Origin of the sequence: Maribacter huludaoensis (assembly GCF_029350945.1) — a bacterium.
Lineage (GTDB): Bacteria > Bacteroidota > Bacteroidia > Flavobacteriales > Flavobacteriaceae > Maribacter > Maribacter huludaoensis.
Window position 1 is genome coordinate 1 of the sequence record NZ_JARKMS010000005.1, and the last position, 23,146, is coordinate 23,146.

General features: G+C 33.8%; 27 protein-coding genes and 1 tRNA gene. 24 read left to right on the forward strand and 4 right to left on the reverse strand.

Going from position 1 to position 23,146, the window contains the following annotated elements:
• Positions 1-461 precede the first annotated feature (461 nt).
• The 18 genes from PXC01_RS14275 to PXC01_RS14360 all read left to right on the forward strand — a co-directional run bounded on the left by PXC01_RS14275 (position 462) and on the right by PXC01_RS14360 (position 13,040).
• Entirely contained in the window at positions 462-854 is a 393-nt protein-coding gene (locus PXC01_RS14275) for a VOC family protein (protein ID WP_276472968.1), read from the forward strand.
• A 35-nt stretch (positions 855-889) separates the two neighbouring features.
• Positions 890-1,201 (forward strand): hypothetical protein, encoded by a 312-nt coding sequence (locus PXC01_RS14280; protein ID WP_276472969.1) that lies wholly within the window; start codon positions 890-892, stop codon positions 1,199-1,201.
• Positions 1,202-1,451: 250 nt separating this feature from the next.
• Entirely contained in the window at positions 1,452-2,267 is an 816-nt protein-coding gene (locus PXC01_RS14285; protein ID WP_276472970.1) for a helix-turn-helix transcriptional regulator, read from the forward strand.
• Between the two features lie 71 nt (positions 2,268-2,338).
• The gene (locus PXC01_RS14290) at positions 2,339-2,713 is read left to right on the forward strand and encodes a VOC family protein (protein WP_276472971.1); all 375 of its coding nucleotides are present in this window, start codon (positions 2,339-2,341) and stop codon (positions 2,711-2,713) included.
• A 272-nt stretch (positions 2,714-2,985) separates the two neighbouring features.
• On the forward strand, positions 2,986-3,786 hold the full coding sequence (locus PXC01_RS14295) for an SGNH/GDSL hydrolase family protein (RefSeq protein ID WP_276472972.1): 801 nt from the start codon (positions 2,986-2,988) through the stop codon (positions 3,784-3,786).
• A gap of 9 nt (positions 3,787-3,795) precedes the next feature.
• On the forward strand, positions 3,796-4,254 hold the full coding sequence (locus PXC01_RS14300; RefSeq protein WP_276472973.1) for a hypothetical protein: 459 nt from the start codon (positions 3,796-3,798) through the stop codon (positions 4,252-4,254).
• Between the two features lie 161 nt (positions 4,255-4,415).
• The gene (locus PXC01_RS14305) at positions 4,416-5,480 is read left to right on the forward strand and encodes a D-alanine--D-alanine ligase family protein (protein WP_276472974.1); all 1,065 of its coding nucleotides are present in this window, start codon (positions 4,416-4,418) and stop codon (positions 5,478-5,480) included.
• 17 nt (positions 5,481-5,497) lie between these two features.
• Positions 5,498-5,968: an OsmC family protein gene (locus tag PXC01_RS14310; RefSeq protein ID WP_276472975.1), complete on the forward strand. Its 471-nt coding sequence runs from the start codon at positions 5,498-5,500 to the stop codon at positions 5,966-5,968.
• Between the two features lie 228 nt (positions 5,969-6,196).
• Entirely contained in the window at positions 6,197-6,760 is a 564-nt protein-coding gene (locus tag PXC01_RS14315; RefSeq protein ID WP_276472976.1) for a TetR/AcrR family transcriptional regulator, read from the forward strand.
• Between the two features lie 50 nt (positions 6,761-6,810).
• Positions 6,811-7,218, forward strand: coding sequence for a nuclear transport factor 2 family protein (locus PXC01_RS14320; RefSeq protein WP_276472977.1), 408 nt, complete (start codon positions 6,811-6,813; stop codon positions 7,216-7,218).
• Positions 7,219-7,331: 113 nt separating this feature from the next.
• The gene (locus tag PXC01_RS14325) at positions 7,332-8,195 is read left to right on the forward strand and encodes an alpha/beta fold hydrolase (protein WP_276472978.1); all 864 of its coding nucleotides are present in this window, start codon (positions 7,332-7,334) and stop codon (positions 8,193-8,195) included.
• A 234-nt stretch (positions 8,196-8,429) separates the two neighbouring features.
• A complete protein-coding gene (locus PXC01_RS14330; protein ID WP_276472979.1) occupies positions 8,430-9,032 on the forward strand; it encodes a short chain dehydrogenase in 603 nt (200 codons plus the stop codon).
• A 47-nt stretch (positions 9,033-9,079) separates the two neighbouring features.
• Positions 9,080-9,532, forward strand: a complete 453-nt coding sequence (locus PXC01_RS14335; protein WP_276472980.1) for a GNAT family N-acetyltransferase — start codon at positions 9,080-9,082, stop codon at positions 9,530-9,532.
• A gap of 93 nt (positions 9,533-9,625) precedes the next feature.
• On the forward strand, positions 9,626-10,297 hold the full coding sequence (locus tag PXC01_RS14340; RefSeq protein ID WP_276472981.1) for a hypothetical protein: 672 nt from the start codon (positions 9,626-9,628) through the stop codon (positions 10,295-10,297).
• 32 nt (positions 10,298-10,329) lie between these two features.
• Positions 10,330-10,665: a hypothetical protein gene (locus PXC01_RS14345; protein WP_276472982.1), complete on the forward strand. Its 336-nt coding sequence runs from the start codon at positions 10,330-10,332 to the stop codon at positions 10,663-10,665.
• 44 nt (positions 10,666-10,709) lie between these two features.
• Positions 10,710-11,489, forward strand: coding sequence for a HipA family kinase (locus PXC01_RS14350; RefSeq protein ID WP_276472983.1), 780 nt, complete (start codon positions 10,710-10,712; stop codon positions 11,487-11,489).
• Positions 11,479-11,862: a DUF3037 domain-containing protein gene (locus PXC01_RS14355; RefSeq protein WP_276472984.1), complete on the forward strand. Its 384-nt coding sequence runs from the start codon at positions 11,479-11,481 to the stop codon at positions 11,860-11,862. The genes PXC01_RS14350 and PXC01_RS14355 overlap by 11 nt, the downstream gene beginning before the upstream one ends.
• A gap of 158 nt (positions 11,863-12,020) precedes the next feature.
• The gene (locus tag PXC01_RS14360; protein ID WP_276472985.1) at positions 12,021-13,040 is read left to right on the forward strand and encodes an adenosine deaminase; all 1,020 of its coding nucleotides are present in this window, start codon (positions 12,021-12,023) and stop codon (positions 13,038-13,040) included.
• On the opposite strand, the gene PXC01_RS14365 is transcribed toward PXC01_RS14360, so the two are convergent.
• Both PXC01_RS14365 and PXC01_RS14370 read right to left on the reverse strand, forming a co-directional pair.
• Positions 13,022-14,359 (reverse strand): GAF domain-containing sensor histidine kinase, encoded by a 1,338-nt coding sequence (locus PXC01_RS14365; protein ID WP_276472986.1) that lies wholly within the window; start codon positions 14,357-14,359, stop codon positions 13,022-13,024. The two genes, PXC01_RS14360 and PXC01_RS14365, sit on opposite strands and share 19 nt — an antisense overlap.
• A 321-nt stretch (positions 14,360-14,680) precedes the next feature.
• Positions 14,681-14,765, reverse strand: a tRNA-Ser gene (locus PXC01_RS14370).
• A 158-nt stretch (positions 14,766-14,923) separates the two neighbouring features.
• Here PXC01_RS14370 and PXC01_RS14375 point away from each other — a divergent pair.
• The 5 genes from PXC01_RS14375 to PXC01_RS14395 all read left to right on the forward strand — a co-directional run bounded on the left by PXC01_RS14375 (position 14,924) and on the right by PXC01_RS14395 (position 20,210).
• Positions 14,924-15,931 (forward strand): glycosyltransferase family 2 protein, encoded by a 1,008-nt coding sequence (locus PXC01_RS14375; protein ID WP_276472987.1) that lies wholly within the window; start codon positions 14,924-14,926, stop codon positions 15,929-15,931.
• An 81-nt stretch (positions 15,932-16,012) separates the two neighbouring features.
• A complete protein-coding gene (locus PXC01_RS14380; protein WP_276472988.1) occupies positions 16,013-17,929 on the forward strand; it encodes a BatA domain-containing protein in 1,917 nt (638 codons plus the stop codon).
• A gap of 26 nt (positions 17,930-17,955) precedes the next feature.
• Positions 17,956-19,215, forward strand: coding sequence for a dihydroorotase (locus PXC01_RS14385; protein WP_276472989.1), 1,260 nt, complete (start codon positions 17,956-17,958; stop codon positions 19,213-19,215).
• 1 nt (position 19,216) lies between these two features.
• Positions 19,217-19,546, forward strand: a complete 330-nt coding sequence (locus tag PXC01_RS14390) for a hypothetical protein (protein ID WP_276472990.1) — start codon at positions 19,217-19,219, stop codon at positions 19,544-19,546.
• A gap of 4 nt (positions 19,547-19,550) precedes the next feature.
• Positions 19,551-20,210 carry an alpha/beta hydrolase gene (locus PXC01_RS14395; RefSeq protein ID WP_276472991.1) on the forward strand — a complete coding sequence of 220 codons (660 nt, stop codon included), beginning with the start codon at positions 19,551-19,553 and terminating at the stop codon, positions 20,208-20,210.
• Here PXC01_RS14395 and PXC01_RS14400 read toward each other — a convergent pair.
• Positions 20,207-20,701 (reverse strand): hydrolase, encoded by a 495-nt coding sequence (locus tag PXC01_RS14400; protein ID WP_276472992.1) that lies wholly within the window; start codon positions 20,699-20,701, stop codon positions 20,207-20,209. The genes PXC01_RS14395 and PXC01_RS14400 overlap by 4 nt on opposite strands.
• 2 nt (positions 20,702-20,703) lie before the next feature.
• The gene (locus PXC01_RS14405) at positions 20,704-21,480 is read right to left on the reverse strand and encodes an MBL fold metallo-hydrolase (RefSeq protein ID WP_276472993.1); all 777 of its coding nucleotides are present in this window, start codon (positions 21,478-21,480) and stop codon (positions 20,704-20,706) included.
• A 170-nt stretch (positions 21,481-21,650) separates the two neighbouring features.
• On the opposite strand from PXC01_RS14405, the gene PXC01_RS14410 reads away from it, so the two are divergent.
• Positions 21,651-23,105 (forward strand): nucleotidyl transferase family protein, encoded by a 1,455-nt coding sequence (locus PXC01_RS14410; protein ID WP_276472994.1) that lies wholly within the window; start codon positions 21,651-21,653, stop codon positions 23,103-23,105.
• Positions 23,106-23,146 lie beyond the last annotated feature (41 nt).

Sequence of the window (23,146 nt, forward strand, 5' to 3'; positions counted from 1 at the left end):
TAGAAACCCTAGTGACAATGACAGGTTCGATTTGGAAACATCGATACCAAGACTCTGTTTTAAACGCTTTTCCATTTATTCGGTTTTTAAGCTATAATTCCCTTTATCATCCTTGCTCGCACTTGATTCGGTCTCTATCCAAAGGACCTAGGTACTGTCCGGATTCCAAGAAAATTATAGAAGGGCGGGATTTCTAAGAAACGATATTGTATTAAATAGTCTAGAACTCTTTGTCCCTCCTATTGTCAATGCTGATGTATTAGCCAAAGTAAATTTTTTAGACCGTTAGATTGGAATGTGTTTAAACCTAAGCGATGATATCCATACTCAGTACCTAGCCAAACCATGTAATCACACATTTATTTAAGCTAATGGATTATTCTAAATATCTTATCTTCAACTATAGAAATAAACATACGAGCCGAAACGTTGTAAGAAAGCTCTAAAAATTATTGCACCGAATGGAATTTGATCGTACCGGAATAATATTATATACTCTTGAATACAAAAAATGTGTGGATTTTTATGAAAATGTTTTAGGTCTCAAGAAAATGTTTGAGGGCGAAAATTTAACTTGTTTTGAATTTGGACACGCATATTTGATGGTAGAATTGGACGATGAATACAATGGACAAAAAACGGGAATGGAAAGAACAAAAACTTGTTTGAGAATGAATGTTCCGAATGTAAAAATGTTTGCAGAAAAATTGACCAGGAAAAATATAAAAGTGGATTACCAAGAACATTCTTGGGGAACAATAGCCAAATTTTACGACCCTGACGGAAACTTATGTGCATTTAAGGACAGCAAAAAATTTGAAGAGCAAATTGCTGATATTAAAAGAATGGACTAATCAATAGCTCTAAAATTAAAATTCATTCGTTTGAAATGAAAGGCAAAACTATAGTAACCACATTTCTATTAATCCTAATCGGACTCTTAATAGCCTTCCATTTCACGCTATTTTCAGGAATGAATCCAATCCTAGATAAAATTTCCTTAGCTATTATGATTGTTATATTCATATGGAATCTAGCTCTTATATTTAGAGAGAAAAATACAAAGAATAAATTAGTTCATTTATCCATATTGTTTTTGGCTATAGTATTCGGTCTTAGTAAAGCCAAAGAATCTTTTGATTCACTTATTGAAGAAAATCCAAGAATTTATTATCAAACAGATACAGAATTAGAGAATTAAGTAATATAGCTCAAGACTCAAAGTCTCAACACAAATAGACTCTTGTTCTTAACCTTAAGTATAGTTATATTTAGAGAGTCCATCAATTCTTTAGGGTTTGGCATTCAACATTTAAATAAGAACAAAAAAAGTTTGTAATTAATTATATTTAAGACAATTTACTATCGCAGATCAAGCAATCTTTTTATGAATTATAAAAAATAGAAATAGCCTTATCCATAGCAAACCGCTACCGCATAAAAGAAACTAAGTGAAAACAAAAATTTATGAGCCAAACAGCGCTCTGGCCGACTTTATAAAGTGCTATTGGACATTGGAGAGTTCATTAGAAAACACACCTAAAAGAAATACGATAATTCCTGATGGAACCATGAAACTAATATTTCATTATGGTGACCTGTATTGGCATCATCCAAAGGATGGAAAAAGTTTCTTACAGCCAAGATGTTTTTTGATAGGACAACTTACAAAGCCTTATGTTGTTGAACCTGTAGGAGAAACAGGTACTTTTGTAATTCGTTTTAATTCAAACGGTTTTTCACCTTTTACGGACATTCCAATAAAAGAAATGGAAAACAAACCTATTTCCTTAAAAAAATTGTTCGGTGATAAAGGTGAAAAATTGGAATACGATATTTTAAATGCCAATAACACTGATGAACGCATTAAAATAGCCGAAACTTTTCTTTTTGCATTATTAAAGAGCAAAGAGGTAAAAGACCGTATAGTAAACGCTACAATTGAAGCAATAACGAAATACAAAGGACAGCTTTCTGTCAATGAACTATCTGATAGAGCTAGTCTAAGCCGTAGAATTTTAGCCAGAAAATTTTCTTCCAACATAGGGTTAAGCCCAAAACAACTTTCAAAAATTGTTAGACTACAAGCCTCTCTAAAATCACTTTTAGAAAATGAGAATTCAAATTTAACAGATTTGACCTATGAGAATGAGTACTTTGACCAATCTCATTTTATTAAGGATTTTAAAGAGTTTACAGGGATTACACCTAAAGAATTTTACGGAGAAGAATTAAAAATGTCTTTGATTTTTGATGCTAAAAAATAGCATTGTCCCATTTTTACAATTTTAAGTCTCCCTGCATTCGCAAATTTGTAGGGAACTTAAAAACAATTAAAATGAAAACTGTAAATCCTGTTTGTTGGTTTGATATTAATGTAGCCAACTTAGAAAGAGCTAAAAAATTTTATGAAACTGTTTTTGCCGTAACATTGACCAACTTACCTATTGAATGGGGAAAACAAGCCACATTCCCATTTGAAAATGATGGCGCAAATGCAACCGGGGCTTTGGTAGAAAAAGAAAACTATGTTGCAAATGACAACAACACCGTTGTTTATTTTGCCTCTGTAGATTGTACCACGGAAGAAATGAGAATTGAAAGTGCAGGTGGAAAAATACTAAAATCAAAAACACCAATAGGTGAATTCGGCTTTATATCAATATTTTTAGATAGTGAAGGAAACACAATTGGTCTTCACTCAAGAGAATAGGTGAAAGTAAAATCTTCCATATTAGTTTAGCGGTATAATAAATAGACTTAAAGTTTCTAAATTAGATGCTTTAAGTTTATTTATTTTATCAGTGTTTTTTTAAAGCAAAACATATTACTGGCATAATGATATCTTATTTATGAGGGCAACTTTAGGTTTTGCTAAAATACACCCCCTCTCCCATTACATTTTTAACCAATTTAATTATACTATTTTCATCTTTAGAATTTTTAGAAATTCAATATTGACTATAGGCATTTAACACATTTAAAATGAATTTAAAGTACACTTTGGGATACATCTTAACTATTCCACTTTTACCAATTATGTACTTTCAAGGCAAAAGAATTAAAAAATCAGTTCCTAGGCTGCCAGAGGCCACAGGTATTGAAGGCTGTTCTACAGTATCTACCAATACAATATTACAAATGCTTACCATTGGTGAAAGTACTATTGCCGGTGTAGGTGTCCAAACCCACGAAGAGGGATTTACCGGGGCACTAGCTCATGAACTGGCTACCGCACTAGACACAAGTGTAAATTGGAAAGTTTATGCCAAAAGTGGGTATACCGCAAAAAATATAAATGACAAAATTATTAATCTTATTACAGAAAAAAGTACAGATCTAATAGTAATAGGCCTTGGTGGTAACGATGCTTTTGAACTGAACTCACCTAAAAAATGGAACAATGATATTCGTAAGTTAATAGATAGTCTTAGAAGTAGATTTAAAAGTACTCCTATTGTTTTTACAAACATGCCGCCTATTAAAGAATTCCCTGCTTTTACATCACTGATAAAGTTTACCATCGGAAATTTAGTTGATATTCTTGGTGATGAATTAAATACAATTGTAAAAGATTATGAAAAGGTGTATTACTACGCTTTAAAACCATCTAGTAAAGACTATATACAGAGGTATAATTTGAAGTTACAACCTTCTGACTTTTTTATAGATGGCGTACATCCATCAAAGCAAACGTATCAGATTTGGGCAAGAGACATAGCTAACTTTATTACGGTATCAGATGAAATTAAAAATAACTTGGGCTTAGGACCATCAACCATTTAAAATAAATTAATGAGCATTATCAGCTTGCTTTTGGGCAAAAAGAAAACTATTAATCACCCTAAATTAGGCATAATTAAAAGTGATAGAATAAGAGGCAATAAACTAACCAAAACATATACGTGGCGCGGCGGCATTATAATAGGCAACAATACTATAAAAACACAATTTTATTTAGAAGGTAAAAACTCCTCACCCTTTAGCAACCAAATAGACTTTGTTTGCCAACTTATAGAAAATTGGGATAAACAGTTTCTACCCAAAATAGAAGAAGAAATTGTACAAGAAAAAATTAATACAATTAAAGCATTTTCTAATTGGAGAAATGATTTTTACCTCGCTGCAATTTATGCAAGAAATGACAAAAGCTCAGATTTTGAATTAACATTAGAATCCAAAAACGAAAACATTACAGATACCATGGGTATAGAGGTCAAAAATGGGCTCATTACCAAAGTATCGGTATATTAATATCTGATTGAGAACAGCAGTATTTAGATATTAAAAAAGAAATATTTCAAACCAAAACATAGAAACACACGCTAAATATTTCTACTTAAAAAAATTTATAATACATTTTTTAAATCTTACTAATTAAAAAATTGAATAGATAGTTTCGTTAAATTTATACTATGGATAAAATAGCGATATTATACCAAGCCCAATTACCTCCTATTAAAGAAGGTATTCAAAAACCTATGAAACCTGGAGGCTATGCAGATAGCGGAGCGGATATAGCTTTTGCATTATTAAAAAACCAATATCATGTAATTACACCTGTAGAACATCCAAATGAAAATATTGACAAGGATTGGGTTTTTCCAGACACAGAAGATGGTATTAAAAATGCATTGAATAAAGGAGCAAACATCTTTTGGTTGAATACGGTGCTCTATAACCACCACAACATTGAAAAATTTTATAACAAAGACCTCTTTATTGTAGGGCAAACACCATCCTTAGTAGATACTTTTGATGATAAAATGTATACCAATTATATTTTAGCTACCAACAATATACCTATCCCCAAAAATCAACTCATTACCAATGAAGATTACAATAACCTTTCATTGGACTTAAAATTTCCTTTAGTATTAAAACCTATAAGAGGAAGAGGAAGTCAAGGTGTAACGAAAATCAATAACCACAAAGATCTTTTAGATAGGTTACCTGCTATGTTTTCAAACAATGCCTATGGCACCGCTGTTTACATTGAAGAATTTTTAATTGGAAAGGAAATAACAATTACCGTAATGCCTAAAGGGAATTACATGGTAAATGGTAAAGAATTGTTTTATGATAGGCCATGGTGCTTACCTGCTGTAGAAAGATATAATCATGATAATGGTATTGCCCCTTATAATGGAACAGTTGCTGTTATGGAAAACAGTAAAGTACTAAGTGATGCAGAGTTACAGAGTAATGAAATTCTAGAAGTTTATGAACATTGCGTTAAATCTGCAGAGATAATAGATATTAAAGCTCCAATTAGAATAGATTGCAGATCTAACAGTACAGGAAAATATTATTTATTTGACCTTAATATGAAACCGAATATGACCGGCCCCTCAAGGTCCCACAGAAATAATCAAGACAGTTTAACGTTACTATCTGCAAGAAAAATAGGATGGAATTATATTGATCTTTTGAGCAACATCCTGAACCAAAAATGGAACTCGGCATCTATGGACAAGTAAACAACAAGCACTTTAAAATGAAAAGTCACAAATACGAAATAAAAGTTGAGTGGACAGGTAACGAGGGAAACGGAACTTTAAACTATACCTCTTACAACCGTAATCACGAAATTACATCCGTTGGTAAATATGATGCAATTCATGGGTCATCAGATCCATCATTTTTGGGGGACAAATCAAAATATAACCCAGAAGATCTTTTTCTGTCTTCAATAACAGCATGTCATATGCTATGGTATTTACATTTATGTTCCGTACATAAAATTATAGTAACTGCATATGAGGATAATGCTACGGGAACAATGGCGGAAGATAATAACGGTAGCGGAAGATTTACAGAAGTTACCCTTAACCCTACCGTTAGAATTTCGGATAAAAGCAGAATGCAAGAAGCTAAAGAATTACATGAAGAAGCTAATAAAATGTGTTTTATTGCCAATTCTTGCAACTTTGAAATTAAACATAAACCTAATATTGTTTCAGATTAAGACTCATAGAAAAATATATGTACACCGTATTATACATTTATAAAACATAGGCTATAAAACTAGATATAAGGCTATTACACCAGAACACTACTACCCCATAATACCAATTTATAATACCACCTTTCCTTTTTGCATCCTATGTTTTCAACAGAAAAATCAAAAATCTTAATTTTATATTAAATATTTTACCAATCGTTCGGTAATTAAAAATAATATTACATTTGTACCATGAGACCACAAAAGGTATTGGACATAGATATATTAACAGGGTTAACAAAAGTCTTTAGATCAAGAGGCTATGAAGGTGCTAGCTTAAAGGAATTATCAGAAGCTACCGGTCTTAAAAAAGCTAGTTTATATCATAGGTTTCCTAACGGCAAGCAAGAAATGGCAGATGCTGTATTGCAACACTTAGAAGATTGGGTTACCAACAATGTTTTTAATACACTATTGGACACCAACCTTGACCCATCTACTAGATTAAAAGAAGGCTTATCCGCAATTAGAACTTTATATGATGGTGGTAAAAACATCTGCATTTTTCGTGCACTTTCTATGCAAGCCGGCATTGAACTATTTGAAGAGCAGATCAACCAAGGAATGACCGCATACCTTTCTGCCTTTAAAGAAATAGGTATTGCCTTAAAATTAACTCCAGCAGCAGCAGAAGAAAAGGCCTTGCAAGTATTGATAGAAATACAAGGAAGCTTAATTGTAACCAAGGGCTTAGGAGATATCAGTATTTTTGACAAAACCCTACAGAACATTGAACACAAGTATCTAAAGCCATAAAAAATTTAACACTATATTTTACCGAATGTTCGGTAATAAATTCTTGAACTATGAAAAAGTACCCGTTACCCCCTTTTACAGAAGAAACAGCAAAACAAAAAGTACAATTGGCAGAGGATGCCTGGAACAGCAAAGACCCAATAAAGGTTTCCATGGCATATACCGTTGACACCGAGTGGCGCAATAGAAGCCAGTTCATTAATGGTAGAAATGAAGTGCAACAATTTTTAGAACACAAATGGACCAATGAACAAAACTACAAGCTAAAAAAAGAGCTATGGAGCTATCATGGTAATCGAATAGCCGTAAGATTTGAATATGAATATCAAAATCAAAAAGGACAATGGTATCGTGCTTACGGTAATGAAAACTGGGAATTTGACGAAAATGGATTAATGCAAAAAAGATATGCAAGTATTAATGATTTAACAATTAAAGAAAACGAAAGAACATTATAAATGAGAACAATTAACCTTATATGCATCTTGGCATTGACACTAACAACATCATGTCAACAACAAAACACCACACAAAAAAACAAAGCATCTTTAATCATAAAAAACACAAAACAATGAACACAATACAGTATAAAAAAGAAAATGTAAAGGGAGTAAACATTGCCTATAGAGAGGCTGGTGATCCAAGTAACCCCACCATTGTACTATTACATGGTTTTCCTTCTTCATCGCACCAATATAGAAAAGTCTTAAATCAACTTTCTAATGAGTTTCATTTAATAGCACCGGATTATCCTGGTTTTGGAAACAGTGATTTTCCTTCTCAGAATGATTATCTATATACATTTGACCATATAGCTGAAACAATCAATTCTTTTTTAGAATCTAAAGCTATAGATAAATATGCTATTATGATTCAAGACTATGGTGCCCCAATTGGATTTAGAATAGCAACCGCACATCCTGGTAGAATAACTGCAATAGTCAATCAAAACGGAAATGCCTACGAAGGAGGTCTAGGACAAGCCTGGAAAACTACTAAGAAATTTTGGTCCAATAGAAACAAGGAAACCGAAAAGGCCTTATTACCATCTTTTTCATTGGAAGGGTTAGAATGGCAGTACACGCACGGCACTAGAAACCCAGAAAACGTGAATCCGGACACCTGGCATTTAGATTTCTTAAGACTGTCTAGACCAAATGCACATGCCGTAAACCTAGATCTGTTTTATGATTATCAAAATAATGTAAAACTATACCCTAAATGGCAACAGTATTTACGCGATAACCAACCTCCACTATTGATCGTATGGGGTAAAAATGATGCTTTCTTTCCTGAAAGTGGTGCCCAAGCCTTTAAAAAAGATGTAAAAAATATAGACTACAACATTTATGATACCGGACACTTTGCACTGGAAGAAGACGGCAACGACATCATAGAGAAAATGAGGTCATTCTTAAATAAAAACGTACGATAAATAATATCGGTTTACAAAACAAAGCGGCTATGGGTTATACCCTAGCCGCTTTTGTTTTTAGTATATCTTAACGAAATGTATTTTTTCTTTAAAAATTAAGCCATTAAATTAACCTACAATTTTATGAATCAAGAAAGAAAACATCCCCTTAAGTTATTAACTTAACCTTACAAAAGTCATTTACATTTAGCTTGCATCTTTCTTAGATCAGTAATAATCTTTAAATAAAACAACATGAAAATTTTAATAATAGGAGGCAACGGAACTATTGGCAAAACCGTAGTTTCTCACTTTACAAATGATAATGAAGTTATTATTGCTGGCCGTACAACCGGTGATATCACAGTAGATATTGCAGACAGCAGCTCCATTTCATCAATGTTTGAAAAAACAGGAAAATTAGACGCCATCATTTGTATTGCTGGAGAGGCAAAATGGGACAATTTCAACAACCTAACGGAAGAAGATTATTATATAGGTTTAAGAAGCAAACTAATGGGGCAAGTAAATTTGGTTCGCATAGGACAACATTATTTAAACAAAAAAGGCTCCATCACGTTAACTACCGGTATTTTAGCCGATGATCCCGTAGTAAAAACCACTAGTGCAGCTATGGTAAACGGTGGTATTCATAGCTTTGTACAGGCGGTTGCCCTTGAAATGGAAAATGAGATTAGAGTAAATGTGGTATCGTCTGGTATGGTAGAAAATGCCTATGAGAAGTATAAAGACTATTTTCCGGGGCACAACCCCATTCCTATGCCTAAAGTAGTAAATGGTTATGTACGTAGTGTAAAAGGAAGAGGAAACGGAGAAGTTATACGTTTGTATGATTAATAATGACTTCTTAAAACAAATTATCAACTGTTTTTCTATTTTTAATTGTGAAGGTTAAAATTGATTCTATCCAAAAGTGGGAATACCCACAAGTTGTAGAGGTTTGGGAAGCTTCCGTCAGAGCTACACATCATTTTTTAAATGAAGAGGATATCCAGTATTTTAAACCTTTGATCTTAAATACCTATTTAGATGCCGTAAATCTTCGTGCCTATAGAAACCATGAAAAGGAAATCATTGCTTTTCTAGGTGTTGACCAAAGTAATCTTGAAATGTTGTTCGTACATCCAGATTATAGGGGTCAAGGCATAGGCGCATTGTTATTACAATATGCCATTAAAGATTTGAAAATAGACAAAGTAGATGTCAATGAACAGAATGAAAAAGCTGTAGGTTTTTACGAACATTATCAATTTAAAACACAAAGCAGGTCAGAGTTAGATGCTACAGGTAAACCCTACCCTATTTTATATATGCAGTTAGAAAAATTTGGCACATAATTTAAAAGCTTTTGACGTTCAGAAGGTTAATAAAATAACTAACTTTAGAAAAGAACTTTCTTTAGTATCAGAAAGAACAAAAAACTTTAAATCATGAAAAAACTTCTAGCTACAGTACTACTTGGCGGTCTTGTAATATCTTGTAATACTTCAGATAAAAACAAAGGGACTTCTAATGACAATTCAACCGAGACTACCGAAGAAATTGCGGATAAAAAATCAAATTTAAAATCTATTGAAAGCGATCAAGATTTAATTGCCACGGCATTAATGGCAGCACCAAAAGAAAGTAGGGAAAATACTAAAGTTATCGGTTACAATATGGCAGGTGAATTTGTTACGCTAAAGGAAGGTGACAGCGAGTATATTGTACTTGCAGACGACCCAAAGAAAAACGGTTTCAATGCCGCATGTTATCATAAAGACCTAGAACCTTTTATGGCACGGGGAAGAACCTTACGTAACGAAGGCAAATCTTCAGACGAAATTTTTGCCATACGCGAAGCAGAAGTAAAATCTGGTAAAATAAAAATAACTCCCGGTTCTACTTTGCACATTTATTATGGTCCAAATACAACCTTTGACCCTGAAACATCACAAGTTGAAGGTGCTAAACTACGTTACGTTATTTATACTCCTTTTGCCACATCTAAATCCATCGGTTTGCCGGAGACACCCTCAGCTCCAAATCACCCTTGGATCATGGACCCTGGTACTCACAGGGCACATATTATGATTTCTCCGTTAGAAAATAAAGTAGAATAATACCATTGCACGTCTAGTAGCGTTTAAGTGATATGACCAAACGAATACTAAGTTACCTTGGTTGGCTTATTGTTGCTATACTTTTAGGGTTATTCCATATGCGCATAGTTTTAGGACCGGCACCAGAATCAGACCATACTAAATTCTCGTTGTCAAGTATGGTATATGAATGGGCATTGGTACAGGTTGGCACAATCATTGGCTGTATTATTGCCGTTATATTTATTTTGCTCGATGTAGTATTTCTAAATAACAAATTTAAAGGTAATAGCAAACCAGTCCTTTTTAAATTTCTGATTATTTCTATAATTGCTGTTATTGTTGGGGTTACCCATTATGTTTTAGAGGAAGTTGTCAATGTTATTTAGATAAGCAGAGGTATAGATATTACTACAAACTATATCTTAGCAATATGAATACAATTGATATTAGGACAGTAGATGTTGTTCAATATTTGCAACCCTTACGGGAAGGAGGCTCTATGCCGGCCATCGTAAAAGCAAATGATGATTTTTTATATGTACTGAAGTTTAGAGGGTCTGGCCAAGGAAAAAAATCGCTCATTGCAGAATTTATTGGTGGAGAATTGGCACGTGCCATAGGTTTAAAAGTACCTGAACTGGTATTTATGAATTTAGAGGACTCCTTTAGACAAACAGAGCCAGATGAAGAAATTCAAGATTTATTAAAGTTTAGTGTTGGTTTAAATCTTGGATTGCATTTTTTATCCGGCGCCATTACTTTTGACCCATTAATTTCTAAGGCAGATGCATTAACAGCATCTAAGGTAGTAGTATTGGATAGCTTGATCAGCAATATAGATCGAACGGCAAAAAATGCAAATCTCTTATTTTGGCACAATGAGTTATGGGTCATAGACAATGGTGCCAGTTTTTATTTTCATCATAATTGGGAAACCTGGGAAAACCATTTATCAAGAACCTTCCCGTTCATAAAAGATCATGTTCTTTTACAACAAGCTACTGCCCTCTCTGAAGCAGCAGCAGAAATTAAAAAGTACATTACCTTAGAAAAAGTAACTGAAATAGTTTTAAATATACCAGAAGATTGGCTAACAAGCGAATCTGACGTTTTGAATGCGGATGAAAAAAGAGCTGCCTATATACAATTTATAACCACTAAGTTATCTATGATAGATGTGTTAGTAAAAGAAGCGGAAGATGCAAGATAGACACACCTTTAAATTTGCGATAGTTAGAATAGTACCTAAAGTAGAACGAGAAGAGTTCTTTAATGTAGGCGTGATTTTATTCTGTAAACGAACAAAATTTTTAGATATTAAATATCATATCGACGAGAAAAAATTAAAAGCTTTTTCTCCAGAAATAGAATACGAGATATTAAACGAATATTTAAAGGCATGGAAGCTGATATGTGAGGGTAAAGAAGCAGGCGGACCCATAGGTAAATTAGACCTACCAGATCGATTTGGATGGTTAACAGCTTGCAGAAGCACCGTTATACAAAGCTCTACCACCAGATCAGGACTAAGTACAGATCCTGAAAAAGAACTTGAAGATATATTTAACAAGTATGTCTTGTAATTCTAACATCTGGTACAAGTCATCAAATAGAAAATAATGTATTTACTTTAATTTTATCCCTAAAATATTTATCGTTCTTTAATATCCAGGTTTAATAAGTAAGTTTATCAAAAATATATAGACCTATCTACCAAAAAAAAAAGCAAAATCTCTCTTAAATGGAATCATCAAAACTTCAAACTATAATCCAAGGCATACCAAAAGCGGAACTACATTTACATTTAGAAGGTAGTTTTGAACCAGAGTTGATGTTCGAGATTGCAAAGAGAAACAACATCAACTTACCTTATGATTCCATTGAGTCCGTAAAAGAAGCCTATAAATTTAACAACTTACAAGAGTTTTTAGACATCTACTATGCAGGCACACAAGTATTGTTGTACGAGCAAGATTTCTTTGACCTTACATGGGCATATTTAACCAAAGTTCACAGTGAAAATGTAAAACATGTAGAAGTATTTTTTGACCCACAAACACATACAGAACGTGGAGTAAGTTTTGATGTGGTCATTAATGGAATTCATCGTGCCTTGGAAAAGGGCAAAAACGAGCTTAATATATCTTATAAACTTATAATGAGCTATTTGCGTCATTTAAGTGAAGAGGCTGCTTTTAAGACCTTAGAAGAATCATTACCATTTAAAGACATAATTGATGGTGTTGGTTTAGATTCCTCGGAAATGGGAAATCCGCCAAGTAAATTTAAAAAAGTGTTTAAAGCATCTGCAGAACATGGATACAAACTAGTGGCACATGCAGGCGAAGAAGGTCCTGCAGAATATATCTGGGAGGCTTTGGATATTTTAAATGTAGTGCGCATAGATCATGGAAACCGTTGTCTAACGGACGAAGCTTTGATAAAAAGATTGGTGAATGATAAAATTGCGTTGACCCTATGCCCTACCAGTAATGTTGCCTTAAAAGTAATTCAGAAGATGGATGAGCATCCGGTTGGCCAAATGTTGGACAAGGGGATTGTTGCTACCATCCATTCAGATGATCCTGCGTATTTTGGTGGATACATGAACGAGAACTACTTTCAAACTTCAAAAGCCCTCAATTTAAGTTTAAAGCAAATAGAGCAATTGGCTATCAATGCATTTGAAGCTAGTTGGCTAAATGACGCATCCAAAGCCAACTATATTCAAGAAGTAAAAGACTATTTTAAGACTGTTTGATCAGCAAGGGGAATAAAAATTTCAAAGACGGTACCGTTGCCCAAAGAACTTTCTACCCTAATTTGCCCTTTGTGAGTGGTAACAATACGTTTTACAATGGCCAGACCAATACCGGTACCTTGATATTCTTCATCGCTATGTAAACGTTGAAAAATTTCAAAAACCTTGTTTTCATATTTTTGATCAAAACCAATACCATTATCTGTTACTACGATTTTGGAATAACGCGTATCTTCAGCTAGCTGCAACTTTGGATAATCTGCACCTTGTACAATTTTTCCAGTTACTTTTATAACCGGTTTATCTTCTTCTTTAGTAAATTTAATAGCGTTGGTGAACAAATTGAACAGCAATTGCTTAAACTGTATTGGCCTAACCGTAATTTCGCAATCTTTTGGAATTCTTAGTACAGTTTTATACTGCTTAAGTTCTTCGCTCAATACGTCTTTTACATCTAAAACCAGCTTTTTTAACGAAACCGTTGTCAAACTATTATCAATAGTCTCGGTAGCGCCATACGTCAATAAATCTTGTATAAGGTTTCTCATACGAGCCGCAGAGCGGTCAATTCTTTCTAATTTATGTTTACCGGTATCAGAAAGATTATCAAACTCATTGTCACTGATCTGGGAAATGAACATTTGAATCTTACGTAAAGGCTCCTGTAGATCATGACTACAGATATGGTTGAAAGACTCTAGATCATTGATCATCAATTCTAACTTTATCGTCTTGATTTCCAATTGATTTGTACGCAGAAAAACCTTTTTCTCTAATTTTTTAGAGAATTTTTTTAGCTTTTTATGGGCACGTTCAAGCTCTAATTTATTCTTTCTAAGCTCTAATAAATTAATTACCTGTTCAGACAATATATTTAGTGATTCTTTCTGACTAGGGGTTAATTTCTTTGGTTTGCTATCAATAACACATAAAGTACCTAGGGGAAGGCCGTTTGTAGTTTTTAAAGGTATACCTGCATAAAAAACAATATTAGGATCACCGGTGACCAATGGGTTGTCATGAAATCGTTCATCTTCCCGTGCGTTTTCAACAGTAAAAATAGGATCATCACCAGTAATGGCATGAGCACAAAAGGCATCTTCTATGGGCGTTTCAGAAACACCAAGCCCGTAGTGAGATTTAAACCATTGTCTTTTATCATCAAGCAACGTAATTAAAGAAATGGGTGTTTGACAAATTTCTGCCGCAAGTTTGGTTAGATTATCATAATCTTTCTCTGGTAAGGTATCTAAAATTGAATAAGAATTAAGAAGAGTCAATCGTTCTTTTTCCCTATCATGAACTTTGGCTTTTGTCATAGACTATTAAGAAGAGGTGGTTTTAAAAGCAACAAATATAAGGCCCAATTGCTTTTGATCGCTTAAATATAATACAATCCTATCAAAAAAAACCAATAAAAGGCAGAGCTGGGGAGTGAATGAGCAATATAATTAATAAAATAAAAGGTAATAGCCGGCATTGAATATGGGCTTAGCTCAACCATAAGAGTTGACAATAAAGTTAAAATCTACTCCTGCATATTTATAAACTATTTCTTTTTGCGTCCTATAAAAACATACTTATAACGTACGTAAAAAGAAAAAGCTCAATATCAGATAGATATTGAGCTTAACTCTGAGCGGAGAAAGAGGGATTCGAACCCCCGGAGGTGTGACCCTCAACAGTTTTCAAGACTGCCGCATTCGACCACTCTGCCATTTCTCCTGAGTGCCTCATCAGGTATTCCCTGAATGCGGGTGCAAATATATAAAGGTTTTCTTATCTAATAAAGCCTTTTATGAATTATTTTTTATCTCTGTTCTTTTAAACTTTTTTCATAGAAATGAAAAGGTTGAATTTCAGTTATTTATTACCTTGCCACGATGACAAATCCGCTTGTAAGTATACTTATCCCCTTCAAAAATGTCGATCAATATCTTGAAGAATGCCTTAAATCCATCCAAAAACAGACCTATTTAAATTGGGAAGTAATTGCAGTAAATGATAATTCAAGTGATAATAGTCTCCAAATTGCCAACAAATTTGCAGTAAGCGATAGTAGGTTCAAAATTATTTCCAATAAAGAATCGGGCATTATAACAGCACTTAGAAAAGCATACAAAAATAGTAACGGCCGTTTTATTTCAAGAATGGATGCGGATGATTACATGTCTCCCAAACGCATTGAAACAATGGTAAATTCACTTATTGAACACGGTAAAGGATATCTTGCGATAGGAAAAGTCAAGTATTTTTCAAAAACAGGCGTAAACGATGGCTACGATCGTTACGAGAAATGGTTGAACAAACTGACCGCTACCGGCGATAATTTTAAGGAGATATATAAAGAATGTGTTATACCCTCTCCCTGCTGGATGGTTCTTAAGGAAGATTTTGAGGCTAGTAATGCATTTAATCCCAATAGATATCCTGAAGATTATGACCTTGCCTTTCGTTTTTATGAAAAAGGATTAAAATGTATTCCCTGCACCACTACCATACATTACTGGCGAGATTATTACAATAGAACATCACGCACCAGCGAACATTATGCACAAAATTATTTTTTGGATATTAAGTTGCATTATTTTTTAAAACTTGAATATAAACCTACGGACAGTTTGGTAGTTTGGGGTGCCGGAAAAAAAGGAAAAACCATAGCCAGTACACTTGTAAAGAAAAATATTCCATTTTATTGGGTATGTGATAATGAAAAGAAAATAGGAAAAGACATTTATGGGGTACTGCTTAAGCACTACTCAGAACTGGAAAACATTAAAAAATCCAAGACCATTATTACCGTAGCAAATGAAGATGATCAATCTGTAATTGAATCATTTTACCATGAATTAAAACTAAAGCCGGCTATAGATTATTTCTTCTTTTGCTAATGAAGTATCTCAAAATAATAGTTGCTTTCTCCCAAGCTTCTAATTTCAAAATAATTATCTTTGCGTTAATCAAAATAAGGAATGCAATTTAAATATCCAGAACTTCTTTGGGGGCTTTTACTACTACTCATTCCTATTATAATTCATCTTTTTCAATTACGCCGATTTAAGAAAACACCATTTACCAACGTAAAGTTCTTAAAGCAAGTAGTATCTGAATCTAGAAAAAACAGCACATTAAAGAAATGGTTATTGTTGTTTACTAGAATGGGACTGCTAGGAGCATTGGTTCTTGCATTTGCGCAACCTTTTATAGCCAATGAAACTGCTCTTCAAGAAAAAGAAACCGTTTTTTATCTAGATGATTCTTTTAGCATGAACGGGCAGGTTGAAAACGGCAACCTCTTTAAAAACACCGTTCAGGATTTTATAGAAAATATTCCTTCAGATCAACGATTTACCCTTTTTACAAATAAACAATCATTTAATGATGTTGTTATAAAAGATATCCAAAACGAACTGCTAGACCTTTCCGTTGGACCGAAGCAATTAAATATTTCTGAAATTATTTTAAAAGGTAAAACCTATTTTACCGATAATGCGGCATCACAAAAGAATTTGGTGCTCATTTCAGATTTTCAAGAACGTATGGGAGACGTTACGGTTATAGATTCAACCAATAATGCTACCGTTCATTTTGTAAAGCCTAGTAATGATTTTATTATCAATACCGCTATAGATACCGTTTTTATAGCAGAACGCAGTAATGACAACATAGAGTTAGTTGCACAATTATCTACAAATTCCGAAGAAAAAACAGTACCCGTTTCGCTTTACAACAATGATAAACTTATAGCCAAGACAGCGGCTAACTTTGATAAAAACAACAAAGCCGATGTTCACTTTAGCATTAATGCAAACGATATTGTTCTAGGCAAAATAGCCATAGTAGATACCGGATTGGATTATGACAACCAATTCTACTTTAATATCGATGAAAAATCAAAAATTAAAATATTGGATATAGGAAATACAACTTCGGATTTTTTAAGGAGAATTTATACCGAAGATGAATTTATATTTACCAGTAGCACGTTAGAACAATTGAATTATAGTACTATAGAAAGTCAAAATTTAGTTGTTCTCAACGAAATGGACAAACTACCCACTTCGCTAACAACCGCATTAAAAACGTTAACTGCTAACGGCGGAAGTTTTGTATTGGTGCCCTCGGTAAACGCCGATATTGCTTCGTACAACCAACTGGCATCAAGCTATAACAGAAGTCAGTTCTTGAACGGAATAAAACAAGAAATGCCCATTGCCAATGTAAAAGCTGCGCATCCGTTGTTTGAGAACGTATTTGAAAAAAAAGTGACAGATTTTCAATACCCTACCGTTCAACAACGCTATACATTTAAAACAAATGCGCCCATAGCATTATCTTTTCAAAATAATGATCCTTTTTTAACCGGATCGCAGAATGCATATTTCTTTACTGCAGCAATTAATAGTGATAATTCTAATTTTAAAAATTCACCTTTAATTGTTCCCACATTTTATAATATGGGCACCAATAGTCTAAAACTTCCGCCCTTATATTCAATTATAGGTGATAATATAAAGATTGAACTACCTGTGACACTGCAACAAGATGATATCGTTAAAATTGCAAATGCCTCTGTAGAATTTATTCCACAACAACGTGTTTTACCCAAAAAAGTACAGATAACATTTACAGAAAATCCTAAAGAAGCAGGTATCTACACTATTGAACATAATGACGTTATTTTAAGGCACACAAGCTTTAATTACGATAGAAAAGAAAGTGTGCTATTATACAATACGCTACCTAAAAATAATAGTAATACTTCAGTATCAAACTTCTTTTTAGAAATTCAAAATAGCAATGCCATAAACGAGTTTTGGAAATGGTTTGCTATTTTAGCACTGGCTTTTGTTTTAATAGAAACGGTACTACAAAAATTCTTAAAATAACTATTAACGAACCTACCCATAAACCTATGAACATACTTTTAAAATCAGTTACGATAGTAAATGGGAGCACCAAGAATCTTCATCTAAAAAAGAGGGATATTCTCATCAAAAACGGCAACATAGATGCTATAGAGACCAATATAGAGCCTAACGGTAAAACCAAGGTCATAGATATTAAGGATCTACATGTATCCTTAGGTTGGTTTGATAGCGGGATAAGTTTTGGAGAACCTGGTTATGAAGAGAGGGAAACCATAGAAAATGGGTTACTTACCGCTGCCAAAAGTGGATTTACAGATGTTATCTTAAACACTAGTAGTCACCCAACGCCAGATTCGGCATCTGATATAGTATATTTAAAAAATGCCGCAAAAAATCAATTGACCAAAATACATCCTTTAGGAAATTTGACCGTAAAAGGTGAAGGCGAGGTTTTGGCTGAACTTTATGATATGCAAAGTGCCGGCGCCCTGGGATTTTACGACTATAAACACCCAATGGCAAATGCCAACTTATTAAAAATTGCCTTACAATACGCTCAAAATTTTGACGGAATGGTATTTTCCTTTCCGTTGGATAAAAGTATTTCTGGAAAAGGTATTGTCAATGAAGGAATTACCAGTACTAAATTAGGTTTAAAAGGCATACCGGCTCTGGCAGAAGAATTGCAGATAGCACGGGATTTATTTGTATTGGAATATACAGGTGGCAAGTTATTTATACCTACCATTTCTACGGCAAATTCCGTAAAACTAATAGCGGACGCCAAGAAAAAAGGATTACAGGTATTCTGTAGTGTTGCCGCCCACAACCTTAGTATTACGGATACGGCATTAGAAGATTTTGACACCCAATATAAAGTTATGCCACCATTACGTACAGCAACAGATACAAGAGCTTTACAAAAAGGAGTAAAAAACGGAACTATAGATTTTGTAACATCCGATCACACTCCGCTCAATGTAGAATTAAAACATGTGGAGTTTGATAATGCAGATTTTGGAACTATAGGACTGGAAAGCATATTTGGTATGTTAAATGAACTTTTTGATGTAGAAGAGACCGTTGCCCTACTGACCAAGGGGCGCTCTGTTTTTGGAATAGAAGATCCAAAGCTAGAAGTAGGCAAAGAAGCGAACCTTTCGCTTTTTACTATAAATGACACTTATGAATTTTCACAAGATCAGATCTTTAGCTCAAGTAAAAACGCTATTGCAATTGGCAAAAAGATGAAAGGAAAAGTAATTGGCACCATTGCAAACAACCAATTAGTTTTAAATAATTAACATGGAGAAATCTACTGAAGTACAAGGTAAAACTACAGCGATAGTTGCCTATTTAACCATTGTTGGGGCAATTATTGCCTTGTCAATGAACAATGAGCCACAATACCGTTTTGCAAGAATTCATACCAGACAAGCTTTTGGTTTGCACTTAATGTTTCATGGTTTTGCCATATTCTCCAGTGTGTGGTATAATCAATACGCCCTTTATGGGCTATATCTTTGCTATATTGTACTTTGGGTATATGGTTTTATTGGCGCTTTAAGTAACAAAGAACAGATTGTACCTATCGTAGGTCCGTATTTTCAAAAATGGTTCACCTTTATTAAATAATATAATGACAACAGCTCCCCTATCTCTTCAACATATTATTAAACCCTCTAGCCTAACAGATAAAAAACCACCGGTTCTTTTTATGTTACATGGTTATGGTAGTAATGAGGAAGATTTGTTCTCCTTTGCTCCAGAATTACCTGAAGAACTTTGTATTATAGCTGTTAGGGCTCCATACATTTTACAACCTTATGGTTATGCTTGGTACGCCATTAATTTTGATGATGAAAAAGGAAAATGGAGCGATGATGATCAAGCTATAGAATCGCGTGATAAAATCAAGAACTTTATTGACGAAGCTTGTTCAACATATGGTTTGGATCAAGACAATGTAAATCTTTTAGGCTTTAGCCAGGGAACTATCTTAAGCTATGCCGTAGCATTATCTTATCCAAAAAAAGTAAAAAACATTATAGCCTTAAGCGGATATATCAATGAATCTATTTTAACCGACAATTATAGGAACAATAATTTTGACGGTTTGAACTTCTATAGTTCTCATGGAGACATGGACCAGGTAATACCGGTAGACTGGGCTAGAAAAGCACCAGAACTATTACAAAGCTTAGGTATTGAACATGTATATGAAGAATTTCCTGCAGGGCACGGTGTTGCACCACAGAATTTCTACTCCCTTAAAAAATGGATTTCAGATAAAATTTAATTACTACGCGTATATAATAAATGATCTACCAAGGTAAAGTCTACCCCAAGGTCATCTTTTAACTCGTATTTTATTAATAGCTCTCCCCAATATTTTCCATCCGAGAAATCGGTTAGAATCCATTTATGGTTAAGCACTTTAATTTTATTGATTTTAAAATCACTTTGCATTCCCTCGTAAGGGACTAGCGGATTGTCTCCTTTTTGAGCATTGGTTTCCAACAATTTATCTGCAACATAACCAGCAGGATCTTTCAAATCTAAATGTTCAAAATACGCCAAAGCATCATCATTGTTCTCCAATGAAAAATACTGCATATCAAGCACCTTTAAAGATGATTTTTGAACAGAGTCCTTTAATTCTTCGGTTTGTTTTTCTAACCTAGTAATTGTCTTGGCATTCGCTTCTGCCATATTACCGCTACTAACCACTAGATAAAGACAAATTAGTGATACAAATAGAAATAAATAAAGAAATATTTTACCCTTCATAGTTAAATAGTGATTGTTAAATTATCGTAGGCCAAATGTACATTATTCGGCAACATTTTTTCTACTTCGTCATGAAAACCAAGTAGGTGACTAATATGTGTTAAGTATGCTTTTTCAGGATTCACTTCTTTTATAAAATGTAGTGCTTCTTCCAAATTAAAATGAGAAATATGGGGTTCTATTCGCAATGCACTGACTACAATAACCTTAGAACCTTTAATTTTTTCTATTTCTTCGGGCATTACAGTTTTTACATCCGTTATGTATGTAAAATCTCCTATTCTATAACCAAATACCTGCAGTTTATTATGCAATACGTTTATAGGGGTTACTTTTCTATCTCCTATTAAAAATGGCTCATTATTTTTGACCAAATTAATGTCTACTGTAGGTGCCCCTGGATATTTGTTCTCTTCCTGAAAAATATAATCGAATCTTTTTTTCAAGGATTGTACTACCCTATTATGTGCAAATACAGGAATATTACCTTGTCTAAAAAAGAACGGACGTATATCGTCTAACCCTGCAGTATGATCAGAGTGCTCATGGGTATATAGTATACCATCTAAATGGTCAACATTAGACCTGAGCATTTGCTGACGAAAATCTGGACCACAATCAATAACATAATTGTACTTGCCCCAAGAAAGCAAAACGGAGACCCGTAGCCTTTTATCTTTTGGATTATCACTTAAACAAACCGGATGCGTACTGCCAATAATGGGAATACCCTGAGAAGTTCCCGTACCTAAAAAAGTAATACGTAAATTGTTAATCATGTATTACAAATTTAATCCCTTTTTAATAAAATTGGTTATTGAAAATTAGAAGATCATCGTATTTAATAGAGAATAAAAACAATAACCGAAAGTTCGTCCATTTTTTTACTCCTATTGCCCAATGTAACAACCATTCTTTATAACTTTGTTAAAAGTTAAACAGGTAAGAAATGGCATCGGTATTAAAAAAAGATAGTGTTTTTGAGAATATTCCTTCTATTAAAGCAAAAACCCTACGTATAAATCTAAATCCGGATATATACGGAACTTTCGCCGAAATTGGCGCCGGTCAAGAAACCGCACGTCACTTCTTTAGATCGGGTGGCGCCTCTGGTACCATTGCAAAAGCAATGAGTGCCTATGATAAAGATTTTAGTGATGCCATTTATGGCGTAGAATCTGACGGCCGCTATGTAACCCAAGCGAGATTGAAGACTATGTTGCATTATGAAATGCAACTGATGGAAGAGCGTATTAGTCGTGAAAACCATCCGGAAAGATTGTTCTTTTCATATGCCAACACAGTGGCTACCATTGATTTCTCTAAAAGATATAAAGGTCACGGTTGGATAGGTATTCGCTACCAACTAGACCCTAATCAAAAAGAATATGATGAAATTATTCTTCATATTCGTTTTAAGCAGAACGAAGCAAGATTACAACAAGAAACTTTAGGTATACTTGGGGTAAACTTAATATATGGCGCTTTCTATAAGTATCATAAGCCAAAGAAAATGTTGAAATATCTATATGATCATATAGATAAGGATACACTAGAGATTGACATGATCAACTTCTCCGGACCAAATTTTAAGGAAGTTGACAACCGCTTAATGAGTTTACAGCTCATTAAGAATGATATGACAGATGCCGTAATGTTCGGTCCTGACGGCAACAACCTTTTACCCGCTGCCGTACTTTACAAAAAGAACATACTTGCCTTACGTGGTAGTTTTAGACCTGTTACCAAGGTTAATTTAGATATGTTCGAGAAGTCTTATGACATTTTCATTCGTGACAAAGGGGTTGACCAGAACAATACCATCGTTATTTTTGAAATTACACTTTCCAATCTAAAGGCATCTGGTGAAATTGATGAGCAAGATTTTATGGACAGGGCAGAATTACTTTGTTCCTTGGGTCATTCTGTAATGATTTCTAAATTTCAAGAGTATTATAAATTGGTAGAGTACTTTAATAATTATACCAAAAATAGAATTGGTTTAACCATGGGTGTAAACAACTTGGTAGACATATTCGACGAAAAATACTACCGCCATTTAAGTGGTGGCATACTAGAGGCATTCGGCAAATTATTCTTTAAAGATTTACAGGTATATCTATACCCAATGAAAAACCCAGATACCGGGCAGATCATGACAAGTAACAATGTTAAGGTTCACCCACGTATGAAAGAATTATATAAATTCTTTAAATATAACGGTAAGGTAATGGACATCATTGATTATGAACCAGAAGTAATGCATATTTTCTCTAGAGATGTACTTAAAAAATTAATGAACAATGATGAGGGCTGGGAACAAATGTTACCGGAAGGAATTGCGGAAATCATAAAGCAAAAGCAATTATTTACTAGAAAAACGGAAGATCAAGAAACGGAGTAAGTAGTTGATATCTAACATTTTGAAGAGAAAACGCCCATACA